Origin of the sequence: Psychrobacter sp. AOP3-A1-26 (genome assembly GCF_052378235.1) — a bacterium.
Classification (GTDB): Bacteria; Pseudomonadota; Gammaproteobacteria; order Pseudomonadales; family Moraxellaceae; genus Psychrobacter.
Map to the genome: position 1 here is coordinate 42628 of NZ_JBQSXN010000005.1, position 25860 is coordinate 68487.

Consider the following 25860-nt stretch of genomic DNA (forward strand, 5'->3'; position numbering starts at 1 on the left):
CAATCATTATAAAATCTATAAATAGTATGGATAAAACCATTTACACGCACTACAGTCACGTGGTGGCATGTTATACTGCTGGCAATTTTGCAACAACCCCTTACCTCACTATTATATAAGCTTAAGATACTCTATGGCACTGATACATTTAAAAGATATTCATCTAGCCTTTGGCGTCGCTCCAGTTCTTGATGGCATTGATTTTTCGATCAATGCTGGTGAACGCGTGTGTTTAATTGGTCGCAATGGCGAAGGTAAATCCACCTTATTTAAGCTGATTAATGGCACATTACAGCCTGACAGCGGTGAAATTATCACCAACAGCAGTATGCGCGTGGCGATGCTCGAGCAAGATGTTCCTGAAACCAGTGGACGTATTTTAGATATCGTCATGGGTGGTAGCCGCCGCACCGCTGATTTGCTGATTAACTATAATAAGCAAGTCGACCTATGCGCCAACGGTGATATGGATGCCTGCGAGCATATGGCAACGCTGCAACATGATATCGATGCCGTCCATGGCTGGGATTTAGAACGTGATGCCACCCGTCTGATTACCACGATGGGTCTGGATCCAGAAGATGACTTATCATCATTATCTGGTGGTCGTAAGCGCCGTGTGTTATTGGCGCGCTCTTTGGTCACTAAGCCTGACGTGCTACTACTTGATGAGCCGACCAACCATTTGGACGTTGAAAGCATCGAATGGTTAGAGCGCTTTTTATTAGACTGGCAGGGTTTGACCTTGTTATTTGTCACCCATGATAGAGCGTTTGTAAATAAGCTTGCTACCCGTATCGTTGAGCTAGATCGCGGTCAGTTAACCAGCTATGACGTCACCCAAGGCGCAAAAGGTTACGCACGCTATCAAGAGCTAAAAGAACAGCAATTATTGGCTGAAGAAAAGAACAATGCCAACTTTGATAAAAAACTGGCGCAAGAGGAAGTGTGGATTCGCCAAGGTATCAAAGCGCGTCGTACCCGTAACGAAGGTCGCGTGCGTGAGCTAAAAGCACTACGCGAAGAGCGTAGTGAGCGCCGTGAGCAAGTCGGTAATGTCAATATTACCATGGGTCAAGGCGAGAAAAGCGGCAAGCTGGTCTGTAAAGTTAAAAATCTACACCTACAGTACGATGACCATGTGCTCGTAGATGACTTTAGCACCACGATTATGCGCGGCGACAAAATTGGTATCGTCGGTCCCAACGGTGCTGGTAAAACTACCCTTATCAAAGCCCTACTCGATATGTCAGACGATGATGTGATCAAGACCGGTAACGTTGAGCTTGGCACTAACCTAAAAATCGCTTTCTTTGATCAGCTGCGTGATCAGTTAGATCTAGAAGCCAGTGTGGCGCAAAACGTCTCAGAAGGCTCAGACTTCGTCGATGTCGGTGGTCGTAAGACACACATTATGAGCTATTTGCAAGATTTCTTGTTTGCCCCAGAGCGTGCACGTACGCCCGTCAAGGCATTGTCAGGGGGCGAGCGTAACCGCGTCCTCATTGCCAAGCAACTATTAAAGCCTGCTAACATTCTGGTACTCGATGAGCCAACCAACGATTTGGATATGGCGACACTTGAGCTATTAGAAGAATCTGTCAGTAGCTTTAACGGTACGATATTACTTATCAGCCATGACCGCTCGTTTATGGACAATGTCGTCACCTCTACTTGGGTGTTCGATACCGATGCAGACGGTAAAGGCATCGTCAAAGAGTACGTCGGTGGCTATCAAGAGTATTTGGTGCAAAAAAACCGTGAGGAAGCAGCAAAGGCGGCCAAAGCACCTGTTAATAACGCCACAAGTAGTAAAGGCGCTAACAAACCAGTAACAGCGAAGCCTAGTAAAACAGTGCAAAAGCTGAATTATAACGAGCAACGCGAACTCGATAATTTACCAAAAGAAATCGCAGCGTTAGAAACAGAACAAACGCAACTAGAAGAAAAACTCGCTGACGGCTCATGGTTTACCCAAGATATAGACGCGGCTACTGCTGCTAGTGAGCGTTTATTGACGATTGAAGAAGAGATGATGAACAAGCTTGAACGCTGGAGCACGCTCGAAGGCTAAAATCAAACAGTGAGCCTTTATCTTGATAACATCGTTACCGTATTTTAATTTTTTTATAAGCAGTTAGTGATTTGACTCAGTTTTAAAAGACATGAAGTAAACACTACTTTGCAGTTTGAAGTAATGTTTATGGATTTACAGCGACTTACAAAGCGGTTAGATACTGAAAGTTAGTGAACATTACCTTAATTTCAAGTATCATTCGCTATTGCTGAATATCCTTATTAATTATAAGGTCATAAAATTTACTATCTTTAATACAGAAACTGATGTTAGACATTGATAATACAGCTGTTTTGACTTGATTGTCATGTTCAACCTTAGAGTATGTTCTATTAAGGTTGCTTTATTTTTAACGCAATAATTTATTTTATCACCGAAATAGCTTAGAATAGCAACAATTAGCAAAATTAGGCACAGCTAAAGTGGCTTGATATTGTATATTTTCTAAGCCACAAACCCAGTGTGGGATAATCCCATTTCATTCACCTGGAGGAAGTATTAATGAGCCAAGCCGAAGGCGTTAATGTACAACGCCGTAGAGTTCTTATTGCCTCAACTGCCGCAATTGGTGCAGCTGGGGTAGCTGCTGTGGCAACACCTTTTGTCCGTTCTTGGTACCCAAGCGCTAAAGCTGAGGCTGCAGGGGCTGCAGTGACCCAAGATATTGGTTCTATCGATGCAGGACAGATGATCGTTGTCAAATACCGCGGTAAACCCATCTTTGTCGTCAAACGCACAGAAGATATGCTAACGACCTTAGAGTCGGTAAAACCTTTACTGTCGGACCCTGATTCTAGCGAATCATTGCAACCTGAATATTGCAAAAACCCAGAACGCTCTATTTCACCAGAAATCTTGGTCGTAGAAGGCGTCTGTACACATTTAGGCTGTGCACCAAACTACCGTCCTGATGTGGGCGCGGCTGACTTGGGTGGTAATGATTGGTATGGCGGATTTTTCTGCCCCTGTCACGGTTCTAAGTATGACTTGGCAGGTCGCGTCTATAGTGGCGTTCCTGCACCGCTTAACTTACCTGTCCCAGATTACAATATGGATGGTACCATCTTGACGATTGGGGAGGCTTAATATGAGCATGGGTAAAAAGTTAATGCATTGGGTGGACGCGCGCTTTCCAGCGACTGAAACCTATGAATACCATATGTCAAAGTACTATGCACCAAAAAACTTTAATTTTTGGTACTTCTTTGGCGTATTATCAATGGTGGTATTGGTCAACCAGTTAGTCACTGGTATTTGGCTGACGATGATGTACAACCCGAGCGCCGAAGGAGCGTTTGCTTCTGTTGAGTACATCATGCGTGATGTCAAAGGCGGCTGGCTCATTCGTTATATGCACTCGACTGGCGCATCTGCGTTCTTCGTGGTGGTCTATCTGCATATGTTCCGCGCCTTGCTATATGGTTCATACCAAAAACCACGTGAGCTTATTTGGCTCATCGGTATGGGTATTTACTTAGCGTTGATGGCAGAAGGTTTCTTCGGTTATCTACTGCCTTGGGGCAACATGTCATTCTGGGGTGCACAGGTTATCTTAAACCTACCTGCAGCGCTACCAGTCATTGGTGACGGTCTTGCTGAATGGGTACGTGGTGATTACATCATTTCTGGTATCACCCTAAACCGTTTCTTTGCCTTACACGTCGTGGCGATTCCGTTAGTTCTGGTCGGCTTAGTGTTTATGCATTTAGTGGCGCTACATCACGTGGGTTCGAACAACCCTGATGGTGTTGACATTAAGAAGCTAAAAGATAAAAACGGTGTACCATTAGACGGTATCGAATTCCATCCGTACTATACTGTGCATGACATGGTTGGTATTGTAGTGTTCTTTATCTTGTTCTTTGCAGTGGTGTTCTTCTTCCCAGAAGGCGGCGGTTTCTTCCTTGAGCCACCAAACTTTGAGACAGCAAACTCACTGAAAACGCCAGCACATATTGCGCCAGTATGGTATTACACCCCTTTCTATGCCATCTTACGTGCGGTTCCTGATAAGCTGGGTGGTGTGATTGCAATGGGTGGTGCGATTGCCGTACTGTTCTTGATTCCATGGCTCGATAGATCACCTGTACGCTCTATACGTTACAAAGGTATTTTATCTAAGATTGCACTGGTTATCTTTGCTATTAGCTTTGTAGTATTGGGTTATTTAGGTGCGACACCAGCGACGCCAACATCAACTATTTTGGCACGTATATTTACTGTCTTGTATTTCTTGTTTTTCTTATTAATGCCATTCTACACGGCTATTGAGAAGTGTAAACAGCCACCAGAACGCGTTACCGGAGGTCACTAATGAGCACGCTAATTAAATCCCTAGCTGGTCTAGGCTTAGGCGCGGCATTAACCTTGACTGCTGGTACGTCGATGGCAGCTGATTGCGGTACTTTTACCAATGCTGATGGTGTTGTAGAAAATCTGGCTTGTAGCAGCGCTCCTATTGATTTTACCAATAAGGGATCGCTACAAAACGGTGCGAAGACGTTTATGAACTACTGCGCAGGTTGTCACTCAGCACAGTACGTTCGCCATTCGCGCATTGCTAAAGACTTAGAGATACCACCTGAACTGGTTGAAAAGTATCTGATGGTGACCACCGATCAAATTGGTGATCATATCAATGCTGAGATTGACCAAGAAGTACAAGCATCATGGTTTGGTGCAGCGCCACCAGACTTATCGCTTGAGACTAGGCTACGTGGTGATGACTGGGTTTATACCTACCTATTGTCATTCTATGAAGATCCAAGCCGTCCTTGGGGCGCTAATAACTTAGTGCTTGCCAATGCTGCTATGCCGCATGTCTTGCATAATATGCAAGAAGAGCTCAGTCAAGAAGAGTTTGAATCTGAAGTCGGTGACTTGGTTAACTTTATGGCGTGGATGGCAGAACCTGTTCGCCATGACCGTCAAGTAATTGGTTTCTTTGTTATTTTATTCTTGCTCGTTTTATTAATTCCAGTTTATTTATTGAATAAAGAATTCTGGAAAGATGTAAAATAAACAGACGATAAAAACCCAGAAATTGATTCTAAGATTAGGCACTACTTCGGTAGTGCCTTTTTTATGTCTTTGATATTTTTATATAGGCAGTTCGAAATAAAATCGACACGTTAATAGCCACGCGCTATGGTTATAAATCATTAGCTGGATAGCAGGCTCATACGCAATGTTTACGTACGTTGCCTTGATAAACAGTGCGACTTTGTTTACGATAACAGCCTTTACTGTTAACATTAGGCTTTCATGATTGATGCGAATGACATTCCAAGTAGTCAGCTAATTTTATACGCTGATGACGGCTACGACAGTCATGTGGTACGCCTATTACTTGAAGAAAAAAAGCTGGCTTATTATTTGTCACGGCTGCACTCTGAGCGTCCTGAAGACTTGACTGAGCTAAACCCCTACCACACCTTACCTGTCCTGCAGCAGCGCGAGATTGCGCTCTATGAGACCAACGTCATCTTTGAGTACTTAGAGGAGCGTTACCACGCTAATAAATTGCTCCCTGATACACCGCAAGAGCGTGCACAATTTCGGCAATTGGCTTGGCGTATTCAGCATGATTGGTTGGTGTTGGGCAAACGCTTATTGATGCATCCAGACAGCTTTAACAAAGCACAAGCTGCCATCGCTAAAAAGCAGCTAACTGATTCATTAATTACTTTGTCACCCCTATTTGCGCATAAGCCTTATTTTATGGCAGATGAATTTGGCTGGTGTGATGTGCTTTTAGCCCCTCTATTATGGCGTCTTGAAGAAATGGGTATCGAGCTACCGCGTGCTATTAGCCGCCCGTTGTTTGACTATCAAACGCGAGTCTTTGAGCGTAAAAGCTTTCAAAAAAGTGTGCGTTAATTAGGACATGTTCTTAACCTAAGCATTAAACCTTAAATAGGCTAAAAACGACTAAATCTTTGCCAAACTGCGTCAAATAGCTTGCTCACATCTCAATATTATCTGTACTATTTTCCTTGTTTGGCTACAATTTATCTCATTTTTATCACCACTTTCAAAATGAGGATGCGCCCTAGACAATGCCTGACCGCTGTCTTAAGATAGATGACAAGAAAATAGGAGCTAAGTGTCGCTTATAGATAACAGCTAACGAAGCACTGAAAAAATATCTTTAAATTATTACAATTCATTAGTATAGGAAATCATTAGATGAGTGAACTCATATCTATTACCCCAACCCGTCCCTACATGGTGCGCGCGCTATATCAATGGATAGAAGACAATGCGCTTACCCCGTATCTAATGGTTGATGCCACCGCTGAAAATGTACAGATTCCAAGAGAACACGTACAAGATGGACGTATCGTGCTAAATATCGCCAGCCGTGCGACTGGTAATATGAGTATGGAAAATGATTACATTTACTTTAGTGCGCGTTTTGGTGGGGTGTCACAAGATATTTGGGTGCCACTAACTGCGGTAATGGGTATCTATGCAAAAGAAAATTCGCAAGGCATGTTTTTTGATCCAAAAGAGTATGAAGGCTATCAACCAGAAGAAGATTCGACAGTAACTACTGATAAGAGCCCCACTGCCTCACCTAAGCCTAAACGCGATAACAAAGCAGGTTTAAAGGTTTTAAAATAACAGAACTTACCGCATAAAAAAGCTGGGCGTACTTAATACGTCCAGCTTTTTTTATTGCTAATCTAGCAGGTTCATCGCCTTACGTGTTCAGTAGAATGTAGAGCATCAAGTTCTAGGCAACGTCACCCCTTTTTGTCCTTGGTATTTACCGCCGCGGTCTTTATAACTGGTCTCACAAACATCATCGGCATCGCTTTGGAAAAACAGCATTTGTGCCACGCCTTCACCCGCATAAATACGCGCTGGTAAATTGGTGGTATTACTAAATTCTAAAGTCACATGCCCTTCCCATTCAGGCTCAAGCGGCGTCACGTTGACGATGATACCGCAACGCGCATAAGTAGATTTGCCAAGGCAAATCGTCAATACGTCACGTGGAATGCGAAAATACTCCATCGTACGCGCTAAGGCAAATGAGTTTGGCGGAATGATACATTCGTCACCGATGATATCGATAAAGCTTTTTTCATCGAAGTTCTTTGGATCAACGACCACTGAATGCACGTTGGTAAAAACTTTAAACTCAGGGGCACAGCGCACATCATAACCGTAGCTTGAGGTGCCGTAGCTCACCAAACGTTCGCCAGCATCATTAAAGCGCACTTGACCTGGCTCATATGGCTCAATCATGCCATGCTCTTCAGCCATTTTACGAATCCAGCGGTCAGATTTGATAGACATTGTTGTTCCTTAGCAGATATAAAATAGAGGTTATAACTTGAATGGTATTTTGATAGCGACGATTATACGGAATTGATAGCGCGATTTATAGAGCATTAGCGACTTTAAAGTTAATACGTTCGAGAACCCACTTATCATCACTATATATTTTGCTACGCTACCATTTAGCAAAATGGTCTTCTGCCAACCCGATTACTTTGTTAAGCTTAATCACCTTATCTTTGATACGAATCTCACCGCTATACTCACCAATCCATTGCTCAAAAATACTGGCAATGACACCAAAATTATCGGTCTTTTTATAACTGCGGATAGGCGTAAAGGTTAAATCGATATCGACATGACTCCAGCCTAGGTTTTGATGATAGATACGCCAAGGCTTCTGACTGCTAATGACTGTATTCTTAGGCACTCTCTTAGGCACTAAATCTTGCTGGTCGGGTGATATACTTAATCCATCACGAGCAAACATCACTGGTGGTAAATAAAATATTTGCCCATCAAGCCAGCAAGCATTTTCACTGGCGCCTGTCTCATTGACACCCATCGCTAGATTTAGGGCAAAGTGACTACCGTCTGGTAAATAACTGTTGATACAGCTCCAAAACCAATTGGTCTCATGACGCATATAGCCTAGCGTCCAATCCAGATTGGCGATAGTCGTATCGGTAAAGTCTATTTGCTTGGGAGGCGTACTAGGAGCACCCACATTAAATCGTGAGTCGGCTTTGATTGATAGGTGACCAGTTATCGCTGTGAACGGCTCTTTTTGAGTGAACGTCCAGCCACGCCTGCCAGTCGGTGTGCAGACTGCTAATGGCTGATCTTGACGCGTAAGCATGGTATTTACAGCAATATACTGGCTGTCTAATGCTACGTTAACTTGTTTAGGAGTAAAATCTAATGTTAATGTCAGTTTTGAGTGAGTAAACGCCATTTTTCCTTGATAGCAATCACCTTCCAAAACTGTATGGCGTGTCAAAGGTTGCAATGCTTCACAAATCTCTAGCTGCTCAGTATTGTCATTATAAAGGTAAACAAACGCACTGGTTGCCAGCTTAATTGTAGCAAGCGCCAAACAAATTCGATAAGGCGACTCGATAATTTGGATAAAGCAGAACTGATTGGCTTTTAGTTCTTTACGCCAATTGGGCAGTGATTTTTGTGAAATAAGATGGCTGTAGTAATCTAGGTAATTGATATCTTTGACTTGAGAAAAGACGCCAAAACTAGGCTGACCGTTTTGAATAAGTTGGTCAAGCGCAACGGGTTGAAAGCTAACCAGCGATTTTTTATAATCTTGCTTCATCGTCATGGCATCCTGGCCAAATATAATTTAAGTAGCCACCGTTCCTTGATGGCCACTCATTAACGGATAACGATAGATTTCCTCATCCGCTTCTGTTTAATGAAATCTCAATACTTTCAAGGTTGATCCTGTCATTTCAACAGGATTTTTATTTATCAGAAAATACGCTTATCATCGACCGGCTTGGCAAACTTACTGATATTGGTTTCGATATTTTTGGCAATGCTAAGATAATATGGTGCAAACTCATCATCCGCTAAGACGCTTGGTTCACCTTTATCCACTTGCGCACCAATACCACTGGCCAGTGGCAGTTGTCCCAACAGTGGCACATGATATTGTTCAGCGATTTTCTCGCCGCCGCCTGTACCAAAGATGGCTTCGATATGGTTGCAATTACTACAAGTATGTAGCGCCATATTTTCAACAACGCCCAACACTGGAATGTTGGTTTTGTTGAACATCTCGATACCTTTTTGGGCATCCAGTAGCGCAATATGCTGCGGTGTGGTTACAATCACCGCACCCGTGACTGGAATACGCTGTGCCAGCGTCAATTGAATATCACCAGTACCTGGCGGCATATCAATCACTAAATAATCTAGCTGCGGCCAGTTGGTTTGGTTGTACAGCTGCATCAACGCACCAGTGGCTTTTGGTCCACGCCACGCGACAGGCGTATTATCACCATCCAGTAGACTACCAATCGACAACATCGCCATACCGTGGGCATTGATAGGAACAAACTGCTCATTTTCTAGCTCAGGCTTTACACTGGCCACACCTAGCATTGTCGGCATACTGGGGCCGTAAATATCCGCATCCAGCACACCAACACGGTTGCCCAGCTTTTGTAATGCCAAAGCAATATTGACAGTCGTGGTTGATTTACCGACACCACCTTTGCCAGATGCGACAACAATAATATGACGGATACGCGGATGTGACGTTAGTGATGCTTGGGTCGGTGCAGGTTTGGTAATTGGCGGTTCAGCATCCGTAGTTTTACTATTAGCATTTACCGACGATTGATTTTGACTGTCCATCGCATTGGTGGTCTTTGGTATCTGCTTTGGTAAGCTCGAGCCTGCACCTTTTTCTGGAGCAGGCAGACGTACATTCATATGAATGGCCTTGATGCCATGCGGGTGCAATAGGTGCCCAAGCTCTTGTTGGATCGTCTCAGGGTTACTGTCTTGTGGCAGGCGCAAATCTAAAGTCAACTGGTCACCCGTGCGTTCAAGCCCTGTTACCATGGTAGCAATACTGGTCGTACCCACATGATAACCTAACAAAACCCTATCAACGGCGCTATCAAGTGCGGCTTGCTGCTCTGGAGTCTCAGGTTTCGAAGCTGCTCTTTTTTTTATAAAGTTAAACATGGCTACCTCTCTTAATGATTAAGTCTGGCAAATATAAAGAATATGTTTTCAACTAACATTTTAACGAAAACAAGTATTTTAAATACATTTAAACCAAACGGTTTATATATATACAGTGTAGCTCAATGAGAGGTATAAAAAAACCACACTGTCAGTAGGTCTGAGGCTCAAAGACGCTGCTAAGCGTTAGAAGTATTTTGTTAGACAGAATAAAGTAAAAACTAACCTATCGGTAAAAACTTTGACGCAATGAATAAGTAAATAAGCACGCCTGAAGCATCACTTATCGAAGTTATCAAAGGCGCACTAGCAGTGGCAGGGTCAAAACCCACCTTACTGAGTACAAAAGGTAGACTCATGCCAATCACACTACCAATCATGACCACACAAACCATACTTAATGCCAGTACCATAGATACTGTTGCATCACCGCGAACATAACCGATAAGAGCAATAGCGACTGCCATCGTACCACCCAGCAATAAGGCAACCAATGCTTCTCGGCCTAGTAGCGAGAACCAGTCACGCATGACCACATCACCCGTTGCTAGTGCACGCACCATCAAGGTTGCCGACTGCGAACCGGCATTACCACCACTATCAACCAATAGAGGCAAGAAGAATACCAATACTAAATTGGCGGCAATGACGTCTTCAAAATTGGCAATACTCAGCCCTGAGAGTAAGTTACCAAATACTAAAAATACCAGCCAAAAAACCCGCTTACGATATAGGACGGTAATACTGACATCTTTTAAGCGACCGACCATCGTCGTGACACCACCTGACTTATGAAAGTCATCGGTAGCCTCATCGCTGGCCACATCCATCGCATCATCGTGGGTGACAATACCGACCAATGCTCCACTTGCATCGGTAATTGGCAAAGAAATTAAGTCATAACGCGCAACCATTTTAGCGACGTCTTCCTGATCGTCGTTCACATCACAAGATATGACAGAGCTGACCATGATGTCATTAATTAATTGTTCAGGCGATGCTAAGATAAGCACTCTTAATGACACCACACCTAGTAGCTTACGGTTATCGTCAATCACATAGGCATGATAAATAGTTTCGGCATCCGGAGCCTCTAATCGCAGCGCGGCTAATGCCTCAGCAACATTCATCTCAGCGCCTAACGTTGCATAGTCTGAGCTCATTAAAGCCCCAGCAGTACGCTCTGCATACGAAGCCAACCTGCGAATATCTTCACGCTTCGCTTGGGCTAAGGCGGGTAATAATACATCACGTTGGTCTTGACTAAGACGCTTATATAAGTCCGCCCGCTCATCCGATGGCATCTCTCCTACTATCTTTGCTAACACTGCTCGCGGGAAAACATAAGCCAGCGCCACCTGAATATCAGCGTCTAAATAGGCAAATATCGTCGAACGATTGGGCAGATGCTCCAATAACTGCCATGCCAATTTAGGCTCAATAAGTGCGATTATATCGGCGATATCGATAGGACGTAGCGTCTGAACATCGTTAACAGCTTGCTCAAAATGCTGTTGTTCGATAGCACGGCTTAGTTTCGCTGCAAAACTCAACGCAAGATCTTCATTAGTCATTATGTTACTCCGTGCGCCCGAAACAATGCAGCAAGCGCTCACAAAAAAGAGCCAATACTATTGGCTCAGGTTAATATAAAGCTAAATCCTACTGGATTGATCTTTTTTTATCAAGCTTTAGGCTTTTTTTAGCTGCTTAATAAACAGTAAACCAATGAAAAGCTTGTTAAAACCATCAAAAACATGAAAGACGCCGCGCTAATTCATGAACCAGCCGTGACTGGCAACGATAGATTGTCCAGTAAAGACATTACTTGGGAAAGCCGCTAAAAACAAAGCCAGTTGAGCAATATCATCCACGGTGGTGAATTCTTTGTCGACGGTATTGGCTAGCATAATGTCATTAACCACGGACTCTTCACTAATGCCTTTTTCGGCAGCTTGTTGCGGGATTTGTTTTTCAACCAAAGGTGTTTTGACAAAACCTGGACAGACCACATGCGCGCGCACATTATGTTCAGCGCCTTCTTTTGCCAATACACGGCACAGTCCAAGTAGTCCGTGTTTGGCCGTGACATAAGGCGCTTTATATAGCGACGCTTCATGCGAATGTACTGAGCCCATATAGATGACTGTACCGCCTTTATCGCCTTCATACATATACTGCACGGCGGCTTTGGTGGTCAAAAACGCACCATCTAAATGGATGGCAAGCATTTTTTTCCAATCCTCAAAAGCCATCTTATTAATCGGATCAATGATTTGAATCCCAGCATTGGAAACGAGAATATCAATACCACCAAGACTATCTACCAGTTTTTGTACACCATCGTTTACTGCCGCCTCAGAAGTGACATCCATGGCAATCGCGAGTGCTTTGCCACCAGCAGCTTTAATAGCATCAACGGTTTGCTGCGCCGCTTCAATATTGATATCAGCAATACCGACCGCTGCGCCTGCTTTAGCATAAGTTTCAGCAATATCGCGGCCGATGCCACTTGCCGCGCCTGTGACTAGAGCGACCTTACCGGTCAAATCCTGTTGTAGTTGCGTCGCCATGATTTATCCTCTTTATTATTTTATCGAGTAACCGATAGCACTGTCTCATTTTTAAAGTGACTCCACTATAACTATTGAATAATGGTTACTGGTGTTTTTTGTTGCAGCTCGTCAAAGCTCACACCTTCTGCCAACTCTACCAGTTTCAATCCCTTATCAGTGATATCTAATACCGCAAGTTCAGTAATAATACGGTCGACCACGCCCTTGCCTGTCAATGGCAACTCACAATTGGCAAGAATTTTTGGATCGCCGTGTTTGTTGACTTGCTCCATCAATACAATGACGCGCTGCACGCCAGCGACCAAATCCATCGCACCACCCATGCCTTTGACCATCTTTTTAGGAATCATCCAGTTAGCCAAATCGCCCTGCTCTGAGACCTCCATCGCTCCCAATATTGCCAGATTGACATGACCGCCGCGAATCATCGCAAACGACTCTGAGCTACTAAAATAACTAGAGCCAGCCTCTGCCGTTACAGTTTGTTTGCCCGCATTAATCAAATCGGCATCGACGTTTTCTGCCGTTGGAAACTCACCGATACCTAATAGGCCGTTTTCTGACTGCAACCAGACATCCACACCTTCAGGAATGTAGTTTGCTACTAGGGTCGGCAAGCCTATTCCTAAATTTACGTAATAGCCGTCTTGTAGTTCTTGTGCGGCGCGCTGCGCCATCTGTTCTCTTGTCCATGCCATGGTGATTTCCTTATTTTTATAACTACCCCAAAAAATATGATTAGCGGCGTTAAACTCACTTAGTCTACTAAATGTAGCACTTTCACTCGTTTTCCTTGCTACTCAAATTTTTAGGAATAGTATTACGATATTCTATTATTAATTTAACACTTTAAAAATATTTTCTTTAAACCATTACCTAAGCACCTTCGACTGCTTTAGTCGTGGTTTTTTCGATACGCTTTTCAGGGTTATCATTCAAGACGATGCGCTGAACAAAGATACCGGGCAAATGAATCTCATCAGGATCGAGCATGCCATTCTCGACGATTTCTTCTACTTCGACGATAGTCACTTTACCAGCCATCGCGCAGTCTGGGTTGAAGTTACGGGCAGTTTTATTAAAAATTAAATTGCCCGATTTATCTGCCTTTCTCGCTTTAATCAAGGACACATCCGCACGTAATGAATGCTCAAGCACATAGGTGCGCCCGTCAAAATCACGGGTTTCTTTGCCTTCAGCGACGAGTGTCCCAACGCCAGTTGCGGTGTAGAATGCAGGAATACCCGCGCCGCCTGAACGTAGCTTTTCGGCTAATGTTCCTTGCGGGGTCAGCTCCACGTCTAACTCGCCCGCCAAGTATTGACGCTCAAATTCTTTATTTTCACCGACATAAGAGGAAATCATTTTTTTGATTTGGCGGGTTTGTAATAATAATCCTAAGCCAAAGTCATCAACACCCGCGTTATTACTGATACAGGTTAAGTTTTTCACACCACTATCGCGTAGCGCGGTGATTAACGCTTCTGGAATACCGCACAGCCCAAAACCACCGATAGCCAGTGTTTGTCCATCACTAACAACACCTTTTAGGGCTTCTTCGGCACTGCTATATACTTTTGATTGACTCATGCTTATCTCCTTGCAAGTCTCATTTTTGTTATTTAAGTTGGGGTATGTTGAATTCACTATCAGTAATCTAGCCACCCTTTTATCTTTTAATTTTATATTAATACATTCTATATCGATATATCATATAAAAGACACTTATGCTAACTTAACATATTATTCTCGCAGCGACTAGAGAATAACCATAAGGAAATGGGAGCGGTGCTTAGTGCTTGCGCTACTCGATAATAGCGATATTAATATCGCTTTCGTATTCACCTTTTGTTATCAAAATACCAACCACAGTTGAATAAGATTCTTTTATTGAGCAGTAGCAGCAAACATTAATTATTCGCGATTTAACACCGGCCAAGGAGAGGCTCTCATGTTTAGCACATTCGCTATTATCATTACTTTGTTACTATTGATGTTCTTCGCTTATCGCGGTTATTCCGTGCTGATTTTGGCACCGATTATGGCGATGTTAGCGGTATTATTGTCAGGCGACTTTTTAAGCAGCATTCCCGCCTATACCGATATCTTTATGGGCGCATTGAGTGGCTTCTTGCTCAAGTTCTTCCCTATCTTCTTATTAGGCGCACTATTTGGGCGTTTGATGGCAGACTCTGGGGCGGCGACAGCCATTGCCAAAACCGTGGTAGAAAAACTCGGTGCCAGTAAAGCGATTTTAGCGGTTATCTTAGTCTGCGCCATTTTAACCTACGGCGGCGTGTCGTTATTTGTCGTAGCGTTTGCCATTTACCCTATCGCCAAAGACTTGTTCAAGGCGGCTGATATTCCTAAACGCTTGATACCAGCAGCAATTGCTTTGGGCTCATTTACCTTTACCATGACTGCGTTGCCAGGCACACCAGCCATTCAAAATGCGATTCCGATTCCCTATTACAATACCAATGTCTTTGCCGCGCCTATTTTAGGCATTATTGGCGGTACGGTGATGTTTATTGGTGGTTGGTTATGGTTGCAGTCACGAGCCAGAAAAGCCAACGCAGCAGGCGAAGGTTATGGTCAGCACGATGAAGGCGATGTGGGCGGCGTTGGGGCAATCAAGAAAGAGTCTGAGACGCTGAGTACGCATCACACCTCATTTACCGTTGCTATGATTCCGCTGGTACTGGTCATCGGCTTAAACGCCTTACTGACTTATGCTGTCTTTCCATCAATGGATTTTAGTGGCTTACAAACTCAGTTTCCTGACCTAAATATCGCCGGCTCGCTTGGTCTGTGGTCGATTATCATTTCATTGGTCGTGGCTTGCGTGGTGTTGATCGTACTACGTATTGGTCATTGGAATAACCTACAAAAAACCATCAACCGTGGTACTTATGACTCCATGTTGCCAATTTTTAATACGGCATCAGAAGTCGGTTATGGTGCGGTGATCGCCTCATTGGCAGGCTTTCTTCTCATTCGTGACAGTATTTTGAATCTCAATCCTGACAATCCACTCATCTCAGAAGCGGTCGCGATGACTACGCTTGCTGGTATTACGGGCTCATCGTCTGGTGGTTTGAGTATCGCCCTATCAACGTTGGGTGAAGACTATCTAAGAATGGCAGTAAACGCTGGTATCGATCCAGAGCTAATGCACCGAGTCGCCGTGATGGCAGCTGGCGGTTTAGATACTCTGCCGCACAGTGGCGCGGTCATTACTCTACTCGCTATCTGTGGTTTGACCCATAAGCAGTCTTATCTAAACGTGGCCATGGTCACCATGGTGATTCCACTGGTCGCCGTGGCGACGGTCATCACTTTAGGTACGATGTTTGGGTCATTTTAATTCGATTGCATCAGTCAAAAACGTAGTGGGTTAAATCTAAGAGCGATACAGTGCTAAAAATGTATCTCTTTTATTTTAAACTGACGATACGAAGACCTACTGAGCGATTGCTTGGTGGGTTTTTTCATGGCTTTTTTATGACAAATAAATCCATCTAAAACCTATGACTTACGGCTAATAATTCAATGACAGTCTATACGCGATATAGAGGTCATTAGCGGATTAATTACTGAGGAATGTCACAAATTTAGCCGAATTACGGTATCATAGGCACACTTTTCGAATTTTTGCTTTTTTTAGAAGTTTTTAGACCTTTTTAGCATTGATAATATCGCGTCTGCTGGTCGTAAATGGCTTGCGACGTTTGATAACCAACCCGTTTATATAAAAATATAGGTGATAAAAGTGCGTGAGATTCTAGTAACCAGTGCGCTGCCCTACGCCAATGGCTATATCCATTTGGGGCATCTTGTAGAATACATTCAGACTGACATTTGGGCGCGTGCTATGAAAGCGCAAGGCCATCAGGTCACTTATGTCTGCGCAGATGATGCACACGGTACGGCTATCATGCTCAAGGCAGAAGCCAATGGTGTGACGCCAGAGGAACAGATTGCCTCGGTTAAAGCTTCGCATGAGGCTGATTTTGATAAATTTTTAATAAATTTTGATAATTATCACACCACCCATTCAGAAGAAAACAAGCATTTCTCTGAGCTGATTTATCGTCGTCTGAATAATGCTGGACATATCAGCACTAAAGACGTCGAGCAACTATTTGACCCTGAAAAGCAATTATTTTTGGCCGATCGTTTTGTCAAAGGCACTTGCCCTGAATGTGATGCGCCAGACCAATATGGCGACAACTGTGAGGTGTGCGGTACTACCTATGATGCGACCGACCTTAAAGACCCGCATTCAACGCTATCTGATGCCACACCAGTACTCAAAACCTCTAAGCACTATTTCTTTGACTTGCCTGAATTTGAGCAATTCTTACAAGACTGGACCCATAGTGACAACCGCCTACAAGTATCGGTCGCCAATAAACTCCAAGAATGGTTTGATGCTGGGCTGACCAGCTGGGATATCTCTCGTGATGCACCCTACTTTGGTTTTCAAATTCCAGATACGCCAAGCGATGAGCCAGACAAATATTTTTATGTGTGGCTAGACGCGCCAGTCGGCTATATGGCCAGCTTTAAAAACCTATGCGATAAACGCGCAGGCACTGAAAATGCGCTCGATTTTGACCGTTATTGGGCACAAGAAAACGAGCATAAAACCGAGGTTTATCACTTCATCGGTAAAGACATCGTTTATTTTCATGCGCTATTTTGGCCAGCGATGCTTGCTGGTAGTGAATTCCGTACACCAACGGGCGTCTTTGCGCATGGCTTTTTGATGGTCAATGGCGAAAAAATGAGTAAATCACGCGGTACTTTTATTAAAGCCGAAACGTATGCGGAGCATCTACATCCTGAATACTTGCGTTATTATTTTGCCAGTAAACTGTCTGACAAAGTTGAGGATATCAATCTTGATTTAGAAGACTTTATGCAAAAGGTCAACTCTGATTTGGTCGGCAAAGTGGTCAATATCGCCAGTCGTAGTGCTGGATTCTTGGTGAAAAAATACGATGGTATGCTCACAGAAGTATGTGCAGAGCCGCGCTTGTTAGAAGACATTACCAAAACGGGCGATGAAATTGCGGTGGCTTATGAAAACCGTGAGTTCTCTCGTGCCATGCGCCTAATCATGCAGTGTGCTGATAAAGCCAATGAATATATCGACGAGAAAAAACCGTGGTCACTCGCCAAACAAGAAGGCACCGAACAAGAAGTCCAAGACGTCTGCTCGGTAGCGATTAATATTTTCCGTCAATTGATGGTGTATCTAGCGCCTGTATTGCCTGAACTGACCGCTAATGCCAAAGACTTTTTAAACATTGATGACTTAAGCTTTGCCAGTCGTAATGAGTGGTTGCTCGGACATAAAATCAATAAATTCAAACCATTGATGCAGCGTATCGAAGAAAAAGATATTGCGGCGATGGTCGAAGATTCAAAAGCCTCATTGGCGCAAGCAGATGCGCCTGCTGATACAACTTCTCAGGTGATAGAAACTGACGCCAGTACAGAACAAGCCGACTATCAAGCCGATCATATTGGTATCGAAGACTTTGCCAAAGTTGAGATGAAAGTCGCACATGTCTTAGAGTGTAATTACGTCGAAGGTGCTGATAAGCTGTTGCAATTCACCTTAGATGTGGGCGAAGATAAGCCGCGTAATGTCTTTAGTGGTATCCGTAAATTTTATGAGCCTGAACAGCTGACCGGTAAAAAGGTGATTTGCGTGACTAACCTTGCGCCGCGTAAGATGAAATTTGGGATCTCAGAAGGCATGGTACTCTCAACAGGTAATCCAAAAACCCAATTGACCGTGGTTACTTTGCCTGATAATTGCGTGATTGGCGATGTCCTTGCTTAAGAGACATTTGATGAGCTGGCTTAACTAGTGTGGCTAATCTATTAAATATAGGGGAATGATATTGGTATTGCTTAGGTTGTTAGCAGATATCCTCCTTTATTTAACATTAGGCTTGCTAGTTTATTGGTATTTTACCGAAGACATAACCGCACTATTTAGCGCTATTGCTAGTGGCATTATCAGTGCTTTGTTGTTTATCTTTACCTCAGATATCAGACAATCGCGGCGTCAGCGTAATCGAAATGCTGATGTTATATGGGATTGGTGGTTCTATGCTGATATTTTAGAAATACCTTTTTATTTCATTGGCTGGCTGTTTAAAAGATTATGGCGTATTTTTGATTAGCAAACTAATAACAGATTAAATAGTAAAAAAGATGTCCTAGTGGCATCTTTTTTATTGTGTAAAATTTATTAATAATTGATATCAAAAATATTTTACCAAAATAATTTATTCAACAAAAATTTATTTAAACTCCCCTTCATAAAAACAATGACAAACGCGTTTTAACAGTATCGCGCAGAAACTCCCTACCTAAGGTAGTGGGATGAATGCGTATTTGAGTTTTAGAGTATAATAGAATAATGCCTAAACAAATTCTAAAAGCCTATAAAGTCAGACTATATCCTACTGTCGATCAGCAAGTGTTTTTTGCCAAATCATTCGGCTGTACACGCTTTATTTGGAATAGGATGCTTAGTGACAAGATTGAGCATTATAAAGAAACCAAAACAGAGTTAAAAAACACCCCTGCTCAGTATAAGGCTGAGTTTGAATGGTTAAAAGAAGTGGATAGCTTGGCACTGGCCAACGTCCAGCAAAACCTACGCAACGCCTATAGCAAGTTTTTCAAACAAGGCTCAGGCTTTCCTACCTTCAAGAAAAAAGGGCAGCGCGACAGCTACACCACCAACAATCAAAAAGGCACAGTAGCAGTCACGCATAACAGCGTTAAACTGCCTAAAATCAGTCATATTAAAGCCAAATTCCCAAATAAAATACATGGCTTAATCAAGAGCGCCACCATCAGCAAAACCCCGACAGGCAAATACTATGTCAGCCTGCTGGCTGAAACGGTTGTTAATGAATCATCTAAAACTGGCTCAAACATTGGTATTGATTTAGGATTAACCGACTTTATCGTCTTATCGGACGGTAGCAAAGTGGCTAATCCTAAGTTTCTATCAAAGCTGCAAGACAAGTTGGCTCGTGAACAAAAGATTTTAGCCAAACGTAGAGAAGTTGCCAAAGCCGATCAGCGTAAATTAAGCGACAGCCACAACTATCAAAAGCAAAAAAACAAAGTCGCCAAGATTTACGAGAAAATAACGAATAGCCGCAAAGACTTTCTACACAAACTCTCATTCAATATCATCAAAAATCACGATGTTATTGCCATAGAGGACTTGAATGTTAAGGGTATGGTTAAGAACCCAAGGCTGGCCAAAGCCATATCAGACAGCTCATGGTCAACATTCACCACTATGCTTGCCTATAAAGCGGAATGGTATGGTAAAGAGCTTGTTAAAATAGACCGATGGTATCCGTCTTCTAAGACCTGCTCAAACTGCGGTCACTTACTGGCTAAAGCTGAATTGCCGTTGTCAGTGAGATCATGGACGTGTCCAAGCTGCTTGCAGAAAAATGATAGAGACATCAATGCCAGTATCAACATCCTCAATGAAGGGTTAAGGCTGGTCACGCTCAAAACTGTCGGTGCGACAGGGTTAGCTTAGTCAATTTATCTAACCGCTGATGCAGAACATCGCATCAAGTATGGGTATTACCTAAGAAACCCCTACCTTTAAGGTAGTGGGTAGTTCATTTTCTTATTGCCATAAGTTACATTACTGTCATAATATAGATGTAATGATCAATGGATTGATTACTTTGATGTTAGCCCGTTATCTCAGCATGCACATAACAGTGACTCGGGTAACCTGCACTTTCTAACCTATGAGCCAGAATAAAATGACCTTTGCTACTACTTTACGCTTCAGCCTACTTGGTGCTGCTATGAGCGCCACGCTTGGATTAATTGGCTGCTCAAATTCGACCGATACTGCCACAACTGATGAAAACTCTACCGTGGATTCTGATAAGCCCGCCAAAACAATCGCCATCACCCAAATCGTCGAACACCCTTCGCTCGATGAGATGCGCCGCGGTATTATTGATGAGTTAGCAGATAATGGCTATGTCAAAGACCAAAATCTAACGGTTAATTTCCAAAGCGCCCAAGGTAACACAGCGACCGCAGGACAGATTGCCAAGCAGTTTGCAGGTGACAACCCCGATGCCATCGTGGCAATTTCGACGCCATCTGCTCAATCTATCGTAGCGTCAACTAAGACGGTTCCGGTTATTTATACCGCCATTTCAGATCCTGTCGCGGCAAAGCTCATCGATGAAAATAATACGCCTATTCAACCTAATGTGACAGGACTGTCTAGTGTATTGCCTATCGAGCCACAATTAGACAATATTCTAAAAATCGTACCTCATGCAAAAACCATCGGCTACGTTTATAGCCCAGGTGAAGTCAATTCTGTTGTGGTACTTAATCAACTTAAAAAAGCCGCACCTGCACGTGGGCTTAAGATATTGGATGTAACAGCCAACCGTCCAACGGATGTAGCCATGGCGACTCGTAGCCTTGCTGGTCGCGTCGATGTCATTTACACCTCGTTAGATAACAACGTCGTATCCGGATTTGAAGCGATGGCTGGCGCTGCCAACGAGCTTGATATTCCCATCATTGCCTCAGACGAGTTTAGCGTGAGACGCGGTGCCACTGCGGCGCTTGGTGTCAATGATTATGACTTTGGTCGTACCACAGGCAAAATGGTTTATCGCGTATTAAATGACGAGGCGGTCAATACCATCAAGCCTGAAGTGATGAATACCTTAACCTTATATGTAAGCCCAAAACACGCGGCTAAACAAGGCGTTAGCTTGACCGACGACTTGTTAAAAAATGCCATCAATGTCGATAACAAAGCGCAGAATGCGACTAAATAACACCTAGCCATTTATAATAATTTATACCTTTATAAGCGGCTTGCTTTACCTTTTATCTATTTATTAAATAATGTACGGACACATTATTATTTTCAGGAGTGAGACCCATGTTGTATCAAAACCGTTTTGGTCATTTCAGTTTTAGTAAAGCACTAATGTTAGGTGGCGTTTGTACAGCTATTTTGACCGGTTGTAACCAGTCGGCACAAGATACCAGCAACGCGGATACCGCTACAACAGGTGGCGATGCTACAACAGCGATGAAAACCGTTGCTATCACTGCGATCGTTGAGCATCCAGCACTGGATGATGTACGTAAAGGCGTCATCGAAGAGCTCAACGATGCAGGCTTTAAAGACGGTGAAAACTTAACCGTTAATTTCCAAAGCGCACAAGGTAACACCGCGACGGCAGGCCAGATTGCCAAGCAGTTCGTCGCCGACAATTCAGACGTCATCGTCGCTATCGGTACACCATCAGCGCAGTCTGTTGCTGCTGCAACCAGCAGTATTCCTTTAGTATTTTCAGCAGTGACTGATCCAGTAGCAGCCAAACTGGTAACCAAACTAGATGGTTCTGGTACCAATGTCACTGGTGGTTCTGATGCGCTTCCTTATGAGCCACAGATTGAATTGATGCGCCAAATCATTCCAAGTCTCAAAAGTATCGGCTACGTTTATAGCCCAGGTGAAGTCAACTCAACGATCGTTCTAAAAGCGCTGAAAGAAAATTTGACGCCACTTGGTATCAAGGTGCATGAAGCGCCTGCCCAGCGTAGTACGGATATTGCGATGGCTGCACGTAGCCTAGAAGGTAGGGTCGATATGATCTACACCTCAACCGATAATAACGTGGTCTCAGCCTACGAGTCGCTATACCAAGTCGCCAAAGAAAGTAAAATTCCACTCATTGCCTCCGATACCAGCTCAGTTGAACGCGGTGCCATCGCTGCTTTGGGTGTCAACTACTACGATCTTGGTCGCGAAACAGGCAAAATCGTGGTACGTATCCTAAATGGTGAAGAAGCCGGTGCGATCCCTGTCTATACGCCGCAAATGCTCGATCTATATGTCAGCCCAAAACATGCCAAAGAACAAGGCATTACTTTGCCACAAGCTGTTATCGATAAAGCAAAAGAAGTGGTAGAATAACGCACTTTGATATTTAACTTATCATAGCAACCACAAGATAGACGACAATTTTGACCCCTTCTTTACCATTCGTCATCTACCTTTGGGCTATGAGACTAAGTGTTTAACATAGAAAACCCAGCTATGAATCAGTAGGCTGGGCTTCTTATTTACGCGACTGTTGTTTCAGTAACTATTAGTTAGCGCAGCCGTTTATGAACTATCGTTAAAACACTTTAAAAATGCTAAGACACTGCTGGTATATTTTTTTTGCAGCCTCTGTCTGCGTCGACGCAGCAAGCAAGAAAAACTGTACCTACAGTACGTGATGCATTGATATTACTTTTCACTGACTATAGCTATTTCTTATAAAACACCTATGGCTTATAAAGCATTTATTAGCTGTAAACTATTGGCACCATTGCTAAATTCATCATATCTTGAATCATTAAATTGAATTCAATAAAGGTATCAAGTTAGCTTGCTAATCGTTGTGCATCGTAATATATTTTGGTTTACCCTAACCGCAGATTGCTTAATCTGTTAAATCCACTGCTTAGCCGTTTAGTAGCTAGATGATTTTGGCAATGACTTATTTTTATTGTCACTCACCTATTCCTAGTAGTATTCGCTAGACGCTTGGTTATGACTTACTGATCTCTTATGTCTTTAATTGCTTTTTTTGGTGCGCTTGAAAGTGGTCTAATTTATGGCCTAGTCGCACTCGGTGTGCTTATCTCATTTCGTACACTCGACTTCCCTGATTTGACCGCTGACGGTAGCTTTCCATTAGGTGGTGCGGTCGCTGGTATCTCTATCGTCGCTGGTATCAACCCATGGCTGGCTTGTGTTTTTGGCATGTTAGCAGGATCAGTGGCGGGTATTGTCACCGCATGGCTGCACGTTAAGCTTGGCATTTTGCAGCTACTTGCCAGTATCCTAGTGATGGTGGCGTTATACTCTGTCAATCTACGTATCATGGGTGCGCCGAACTTGCCCCTACTGGGTGAAACCACAGTGTTTAGCTCGTTGGTGACTGATGGAAATGGCTTCTGGATGCGCTGCGTTATCATTGGTGTGGTCGTGCTGTTTGCCAAGCTATTTTTAGATTGGTTTTATAGTACCGAAACAGGCTTGTCGATGCGCGCTACGGGTTCAAATTTACGTATGGCGCAAGCACAAGGCATTAATACCTCGTGGATGACCATCATCGGTATGGCCGTCTCTAACGGTTTGATTGCCTTAGCAGGCGCCTTATTTGTACAGACCCAAGGCGGCGCAGATATTTCTATCGGTATTGGTACGATTGTCATTGGTCTGGCAGCGGTCATCATCGGTGAAACCATCATTCCTGCCAAGCGTATTTGGTTGATTACCTTTGCAGTCATTGTTGGCGCGGTATTGTATAAGCTATTTATTCAGGTTGCGCTATCAAGCGATACGCTACGTAGTATTGGCTTTGGCCCGCAAGACTTAAACTTAATTACAGCACTACTTGTGGTATTGGCATTGGTATTACCAAAAGCGAAAACCAAGTTTTTATCTCGTAGAGTTCGCGCCTAGCTTGAAGATACCGTCTTAAAAAGATAATAAGGAATAACGATTATGATGCAAGCCACCGATTTACGCTTGACCTTTAACCCAGGCACGCCAATCGAAAACCCTGCTTTACGCGGTATCAGTTTAAACATTGCCAATGGTGAGTTTGTCACCGTCATTGGTACCAATGGCGCCGGTAAATCGACTTTTTTAAATGCGGTCAGTGGCACCACACGCGTCGATAGTGGCTCAATCTTATTAAATGGCAATGATGTCACCAAAAAAACGGCCCATCAACGCGCGCATTGGGTCGCTCGGGTATTCCAAGATCCAATGGCTGGAACGTGCGAAGCGCTAACGATTGAAGAAAACATGGCATTGGCCTATAAACGTGGCGGTAAACGTGGTCTTAAATTCGCCCTAAACCCCAATAACCGCGACCTGTTCCGAGAAAAGTTGTCGGTGCTAAAACTGGGACTAGAAAACCGTTTGACCGACCGCATGGGGCTATTATCCGGCGGCCAACGTCAAGCAGTTAGTCTGCTGATGGCGTCACTGCAACCTTCTAAAATCTTATTGCTGGATGAGCATACTGCCGCTCTCGACCCTAAGACTGCTGCTTTCGTTTTAGAATTGACCGACAAGATTGTGACCGACAATCAGCTCACCACTATGATGGTCACACACTCGATGCAGCAAGCACTGGCACATGGCACGCGTACTGTGATGCTGCACCAAGGACAAGTCGTGCTAGATGTCGCTGGTGATACTCGTAAAGGCATGACCGTACATGACTTGCTCGATATGTTTGAGCAAACGCGCGGTGAAAAAGTCGAAGATGACAGCTTGATATTGAGCTAATTTATAAATATAAATACATTAAAAAAAGCCCATCCTTAAAATTAAGGATGGGCTTTTTATTCCTAAAACATGCCGTCGACAGGATAGATTGGCTGCCTCTGCCTCACTGCTACAAAACTAAACCCCAAGCAATACCAGTTTTTGAATCAGCTCACTCACATGCTGTGATTGCATTTTTCTCATGACTTGTGAGCGATGTACTTCCACCGTGCGCACCGACACCTCTAGATGATCGGCGATGACTTTGTTGATATTACCTTGTAGCAACTCATGCGCCACTTGCCGCTCTTTATCGGTTAGCTGTGCATAGAGTTCACTAATGCTATACAGCTTAGCACGCTCAATGGTCAACGCTTGGGCACGAGTAATCGCTTGTTGTAGACGGTGGCTATTAATGGGTTTTTCTAAATAATCTGCTGCGCCTTGTTTGAGCATCATAACCGCATCAGAAATCTCTCCATTGCCCGTCAAAGCAATCAGCGCCATCGGACTATCGTGATTATTAAGATGGGCGTGTAGTGCCTGCCCGCTCATCTCAGGCATCATCAAATCACTGATAACCACTGCTGGGCTATATATATCCACCTGCTGCAAAAAATCCACGGCACTCGGCCATACCTGTGTAACAAAACCCAAACTACTCAGTAGAAATTCACAAGATAGGCGTACGCTTTCTTCGTCATCAATGATATGAACAATCAGGGATTCAGAGGTAATATTCAGTGAATTATCCGATAAATTATTGAGGTTAACTTGCCCGCATGAATGCTCGTTTGGCACATTGGAAGAAGTCATACACT

General features: G+C 43.6%; 21 protein-coding genes. 13 read left to right on the plus strand and 8 right to left on the minus strand.

Annotated elements, in window-relative coordinates; genetic code table 11:
• Nucleotides 1-133: 133 nt before the first annotated feature.
• The 6 genes from ACT3TU_RS01955 to ACT3TU_RS01980 all read left to right on the plus strand — a co-directional run bounded on the left by ACT3TU_RS01955 (nt 134) and on the right by ACT3TU_RS01980 (nt 6703).
• Nucleotides 134-2074, plus strand: a complete 1941-nt coding sequence (locus tag ACT3TU_RS01955; protein ID WP_192528880.1) for an ATP-binding cassette domain-containing protein — start codon at nt 134-136, stop codon at nt 2072-2074.
• 504 nt (nt 2075-2578) lie between these two features.
• A complete protein-coding gene (gene petA / locus ACT3TU_RS01960; RefSeq protein WP_192528881.1) occupies nt 2579-3163 on the plus strand; it encodes a ubiquinol-cytochrome c reductase iron-sulfur subunit in 585 nt (194 codons plus the stop codon).
• 22 nt (nt 3164-3185) lie between these two features.
• Entirely contained in the window at nt 3186-4391 is a 1206-nt protein-coding gene (locus tag ACT3TU_RS01965) for a cytochrome b (protein ID WP_192528895.1), read from the plus strand.
• Nucleotides 4391-5098, plus strand: coding sequence for a cytochrome c1 (locus ACT3TU_RS01970; protein ID WP_192528882.1), 708 nt, complete (start codon nt 4391-4393; stop codon nt 5096-5098). Before ACT3TU_RS01965 ends, ACT3TU_RS01970 begins: the two co-directional genes overlap by 1 nt.
• 243 nt (nt 5099-5341) lie before the next feature.
• Nucleotides 5342-5956 carry a glutathione S-transferase N-terminal domain-containing protein gene (locus ACT3TU_RS01975; RefSeq protein WP_192522809.1) on the plus strand — a complete coding sequence of 205 codons (615 nt, stop codon included), beginning with the start codon at nt 5342-5344 and terminating at the stop codon, nt 5954-5956.
• A gap of 309 nt (nt 5957-6265) precedes the next feature.
• Nucleotides 6266-6703, plus strand: coding sequence for a ClpXP protease specificity-enhancing factor (locus tag ACT3TU_RS01980; protein ID WP_192528883.1), 438 nt, complete (start codon nt 6266-6268; stop codon nt 6701-6703).
• Between the two features lie 105 nt (nt 6704-6808).
• Here ACT3TU_RS01980 and dcd read toward each other — a convergent pair whose 3' ends face one another.
• The 7 genes from dcd to ACT3TU_RS02015 form a co-directional block, all read right to left on the minus strand.
• Nucleotides 6809-7384, minus strand: a complete 576-nt coding sequence (gene dcd, locus ACT3TU_RS01985; protein WP_192528884.1) for a dCTP deaminase — start codon at nt 7382-7384, stop codon at nt 6809-6811.
• 157 nt (nt 7385-7541) lie between these two features.
• A complete protein-coding gene (locus ACT3TU_RS01990) occupies nt 7542-8693 on the minus strand; it encodes a DUF2804 domain-containing protein (protein ID WP_225735189.1) in 1152 nt (383 codons plus the stop codon).
• Between the two features lie 155 nt (nt 8694-8848).
• The gene (gene apbC / locus ACT3TU_RS01995) at nt 8849-10075 is read right to left on the minus strand and encodes an iron-sulfur cluster carrier protein ApbC (protein ID WP_192528886.1); all 1227 of its coding nucleotides are present in this window, start codon (nt 10073-10075) and stop codon (nt 8849-8851) included.
• A gap of 221 nt (nt 10076-10296) precedes the next feature.
• Nucleotides 10297-11649: a magnesium transporter gene (gene mgtE, locus ACT3TU_RS02000; RefSeq protein WP_192528887.1), complete on the minus strand. Its 1353-nt coding sequence runs from the start codon at nt 11647-11649 to the stop codon at nt 10297-10299.
• A 198-nt stretch (nt 11650-11847) separates the two neighbouring features.
• A complete protein-coding gene (locus tag ACT3TU_RS02005; RefSeq protein WP_192528888.1) occupies nt 11848-12648 on the minus strand; it encodes a 3-hydroxybutyrate dehydrogenase in 801 nt (266 codons plus the stop codon).
• A gap of 71 nt (nt 12649-12719) precedes the next feature.
• Complete coding sequence (locus ACT3TU_RS02010; RefSeq protein WP_192528889.1) at nt 12720-13349, minus strand: 3-oxoacid CoA-transferase subunit B; 630 nt, start codon at nt 13347-13349, stop codon at nt 12720-12722.
• Nucleotides 13350-13527: 178 nt separating this feature from the next.
• A complete protein-coding gene (locus tag ACT3TU_RS02015) occupies nt 13528-14241 on the minus strand; it encodes a CoA transferase subunit A (protein WP_192528890.1) in 714 nt (237 codons plus the stop codon).
• A 361-nt stretch (nt 14242-14602) separates the two neighbouring features.
• On the opposite strand from ACT3TU_RS02015, the gene ACT3TU_RS02020 reads away from it, so the two are divergent.
• The 7 genes from ACT3TU_RS02020 to ACT3TU_RS02050 all read left to right on the plus strand — a co-directional run bounded on the left by ACT3TU_RS02020 (nt 14603) and on the right by ACT3TU_RS02050 (nt 25060).
• Nucleotides 14603-16018, plus strand: coding sequence for a GntP family permease (locus ACT3TU_RS02020; protein WP_192528891.1), 1416 nt, complete (start codon nt 14603-14605; stop codon nt 16016-16018).
• A gap of 405 nt (nt 16019-16423) precedes the next feature.
• Nucleotides 16424-18508 carry a methionine--tRNA ligase gene (gene metG, locus ACT3TU_RS02025; protein WP_192528892.1) on the plus strand — a complete coding sequence of 695 codons (2085 nt, stop codon included), beginning with the start codon at nt 16424-16426 and terminating at the stop codon, nt 18506-18508.
• 585 nt (nt 18509-19093) lie between these two features.
• A complete protein-coding gene (gene tnpB, locus ACT3TU_RS02030; protein ID WP_192529324.1) occupies nt 19094-20245 on the plus strand; it encodes an IS200/IS605 family element RNA-guided endonuclease TnpB in 1152 nt (383 codons plus the stop codon).
• A 280-nt stretch (nt 20246-20525) separates the two neighbouring features.
• On the plus strand, nt 20526-21530 hold the full coding sequence (locus ACT3TU_RS02035) for an ABC transporter substrate-binding protein (RefSeq protein ID WP_413038495.1): 1005 nt from the start codon (nt 20526-20528) through the stop codon (nt 21528-21530).
• 107 nt (nt 21531-21637) lie between these two features.
• Nucleotides 21638-22681 (plus strand): ABC transporter substrate-binding protein, encoded by a 1044-nt coding sequence (locus ACT3TU_RS02040; protein ID WP_192529325.1) that lies wholly within the window; start codon nt 21638-21640, stop codon nt 22679-22681.
• A gap of 642 nt (nt 22682-23323) precedes the next feature.
• The gene (locus ACT3TU_RS02045) at nt 23324-24223 is read left to right on the plus strand and encodes an ABC transporter permease (RefSeq protein WP_192529326.1); all 900 of its coding nucleotides are present in this window, start codon (nt 23324-23326) and stop codon (nt 24221-24223) included.
• Between the two features lie 42 nt (nt 24224-24265).
• A complete protein-coding gene (locus tag ACT3TU_RS02050; RefSeq protein WP_192529327.1) occupies nt 24266-25060 on the plus strand; it encodes an ABC transporter ATP-binding protein in 795 nt (264 codons plus the stop codon).
• 117 nt (nt 25061-25177) lie between these two features.
• Here the strand turns inward: ACT3TU_RS02050 and ACT3TU_RS02055 are convergent, their stop codons facing one another.
• The gene (locus tag ACT3TU_RS02055; protein ID WP_192529328.1) at nt 25178-25855 is read right to left on the minus strand and encodes a response regulator transcription factor; all 678 of its coding nucleotides are present in this window, start codon (nt 25853-25855) and stop codon (nt 25178-25180) included.
• Nucleotides 25856-25860 lie beyond the last annotated feature (5 nt).

Coding starts and splice junctions, on each gene's coding strand:
- ACT3TU_RS01955 (WP_192528880.1), top strand. CDS start 134: ATGGCACTGATACATTTAAAAGATATTCATCTAGCCTTTGGCGTCGCT.
- petA (WP_192528881.1), top strand. CDS start 2,579: ATGAGCCAAGCCGAAGGCGTTAATGTACAACGCCGTAGAGTTCTTATT.
- ACT3TU_RS01965 (WP_192528895.1), top strand. CDS start 3,186: ATGCATTGGGTGGACGCGCGCTTTCCAGCGACTGAAACCTATGAATAC.
- ACT3TU_RS01970 (WP_192528882.1), top strand. CDS start 4,391: ATGAGCACGCTAATTAAATCCCTAGCTGGTCTAGGCTTAGGCGCGGCA.
- ACT3TU_RS01975 (WP_192522809.1), top strand. CDS start 5,342: ATGATTGATGCGAATGACATTCCAAGTAGTCAGCTAATTTTATACGCT.
- ACT3TU_RS01980 (WP_192528883.1), top strand. CDS start 6,266: ATGAGTGAACTCATATCTATTACCCCAACCCGTCCCTACATGGTGCGC.
- dcd (WP_192528884.1), bottom strand. CDS start 7,384: ATGTCTATCAAATCTGACCGCTGGATTCGTAAAATGGCTGAAGAGCAT.
- ACT3TU_RS01990 (WP_225735189.1), bottom strand. CDS start 8,693: ATGAAGCAAGATTATAAAAAATCGCTGGTTAGCTTTCAACCCGTTGCG.
- apbC (WP_192528886.1), bottom strand. CDS start 10,075: ATGTTTAACTTTATAAAAAAAAGAGCAGCTTCGAAACCTGAGACTCCA.
- mgtE (WP_192528887.1), bottom strand. CDS start 11,649: ATGACTAATGAAGATCTTGCGTTGAGTTTTGCAGCGAAACTAAGCCGT.
- ACT3TU_RS02005 (WP_192528888.1), bottom strand. CDS start 12,648: ATGGCGACGCAACTACAACAGGATTTGACCGGTAAGGTCGCTCTAGTC.
- ACT3TU_RS02010 (WP_192528889.1), bottom strand. CDS start 13,349: ATGGCATGGACAAGAGAACAGATGGCGCAGCGCGCCGCACAAGAACTA.
- ACT3TU_RS02015 (WP_192528890.1), bottom strand. CDS start 14,241: ATGAGTCAATCAAAAGTATATAGCAGTGCCGAAGAAGCCCTAAAAGGT.
- ACT3TU_RS02020 (WP_192528891.1), top strand. CDS start 14,603: ATGTTTAGCACATTCGCTATTATCATTACTTTGTTACTATTGATGTTC.
- tnpB (WP_192529324.1), top strand. CDS start 19,094: ATGCCTAAACAAATTCTAAAAGCCTATAAAGTCAGACTATATCCTACT.
- ACT3TU_RS02035 (WP_413038495.1), top strand. CDS start 20,526: ATGAGCGCCACGCTTGGATTAATTGGCTGCTCAAATTCGACCGATACT.
- ACT3TU_RS02040 (WP_192529325.1), top strand. CDS start 21,638: ATGTTGTATCAAAACCGTTTTGGTCATTTCAGTTTTAGTAAAGCACTA.
- ACT3TU_RS02045 (WP_192529326.1), top strand. CDS start 23,324: ATGTCTTTAATTGCTTTTTTTGGTGCGCTTGAAAGTGGTCTAATTTAT.
- ACT3TU_RS02050 (WP_192529327.1), top strand. CDS start 24,266: ATGATGCAAGCCACCGATTTACGCTTGACCTTTAACCCAGGCACGCCA.
- ACT3TU_RS02055 (WP_192529328.1), bottom strand. CDS start 25,855: ATGACTTCTTCCAATGTGCCAAACGAGCATTCATGCGGGCAAGTTAAC.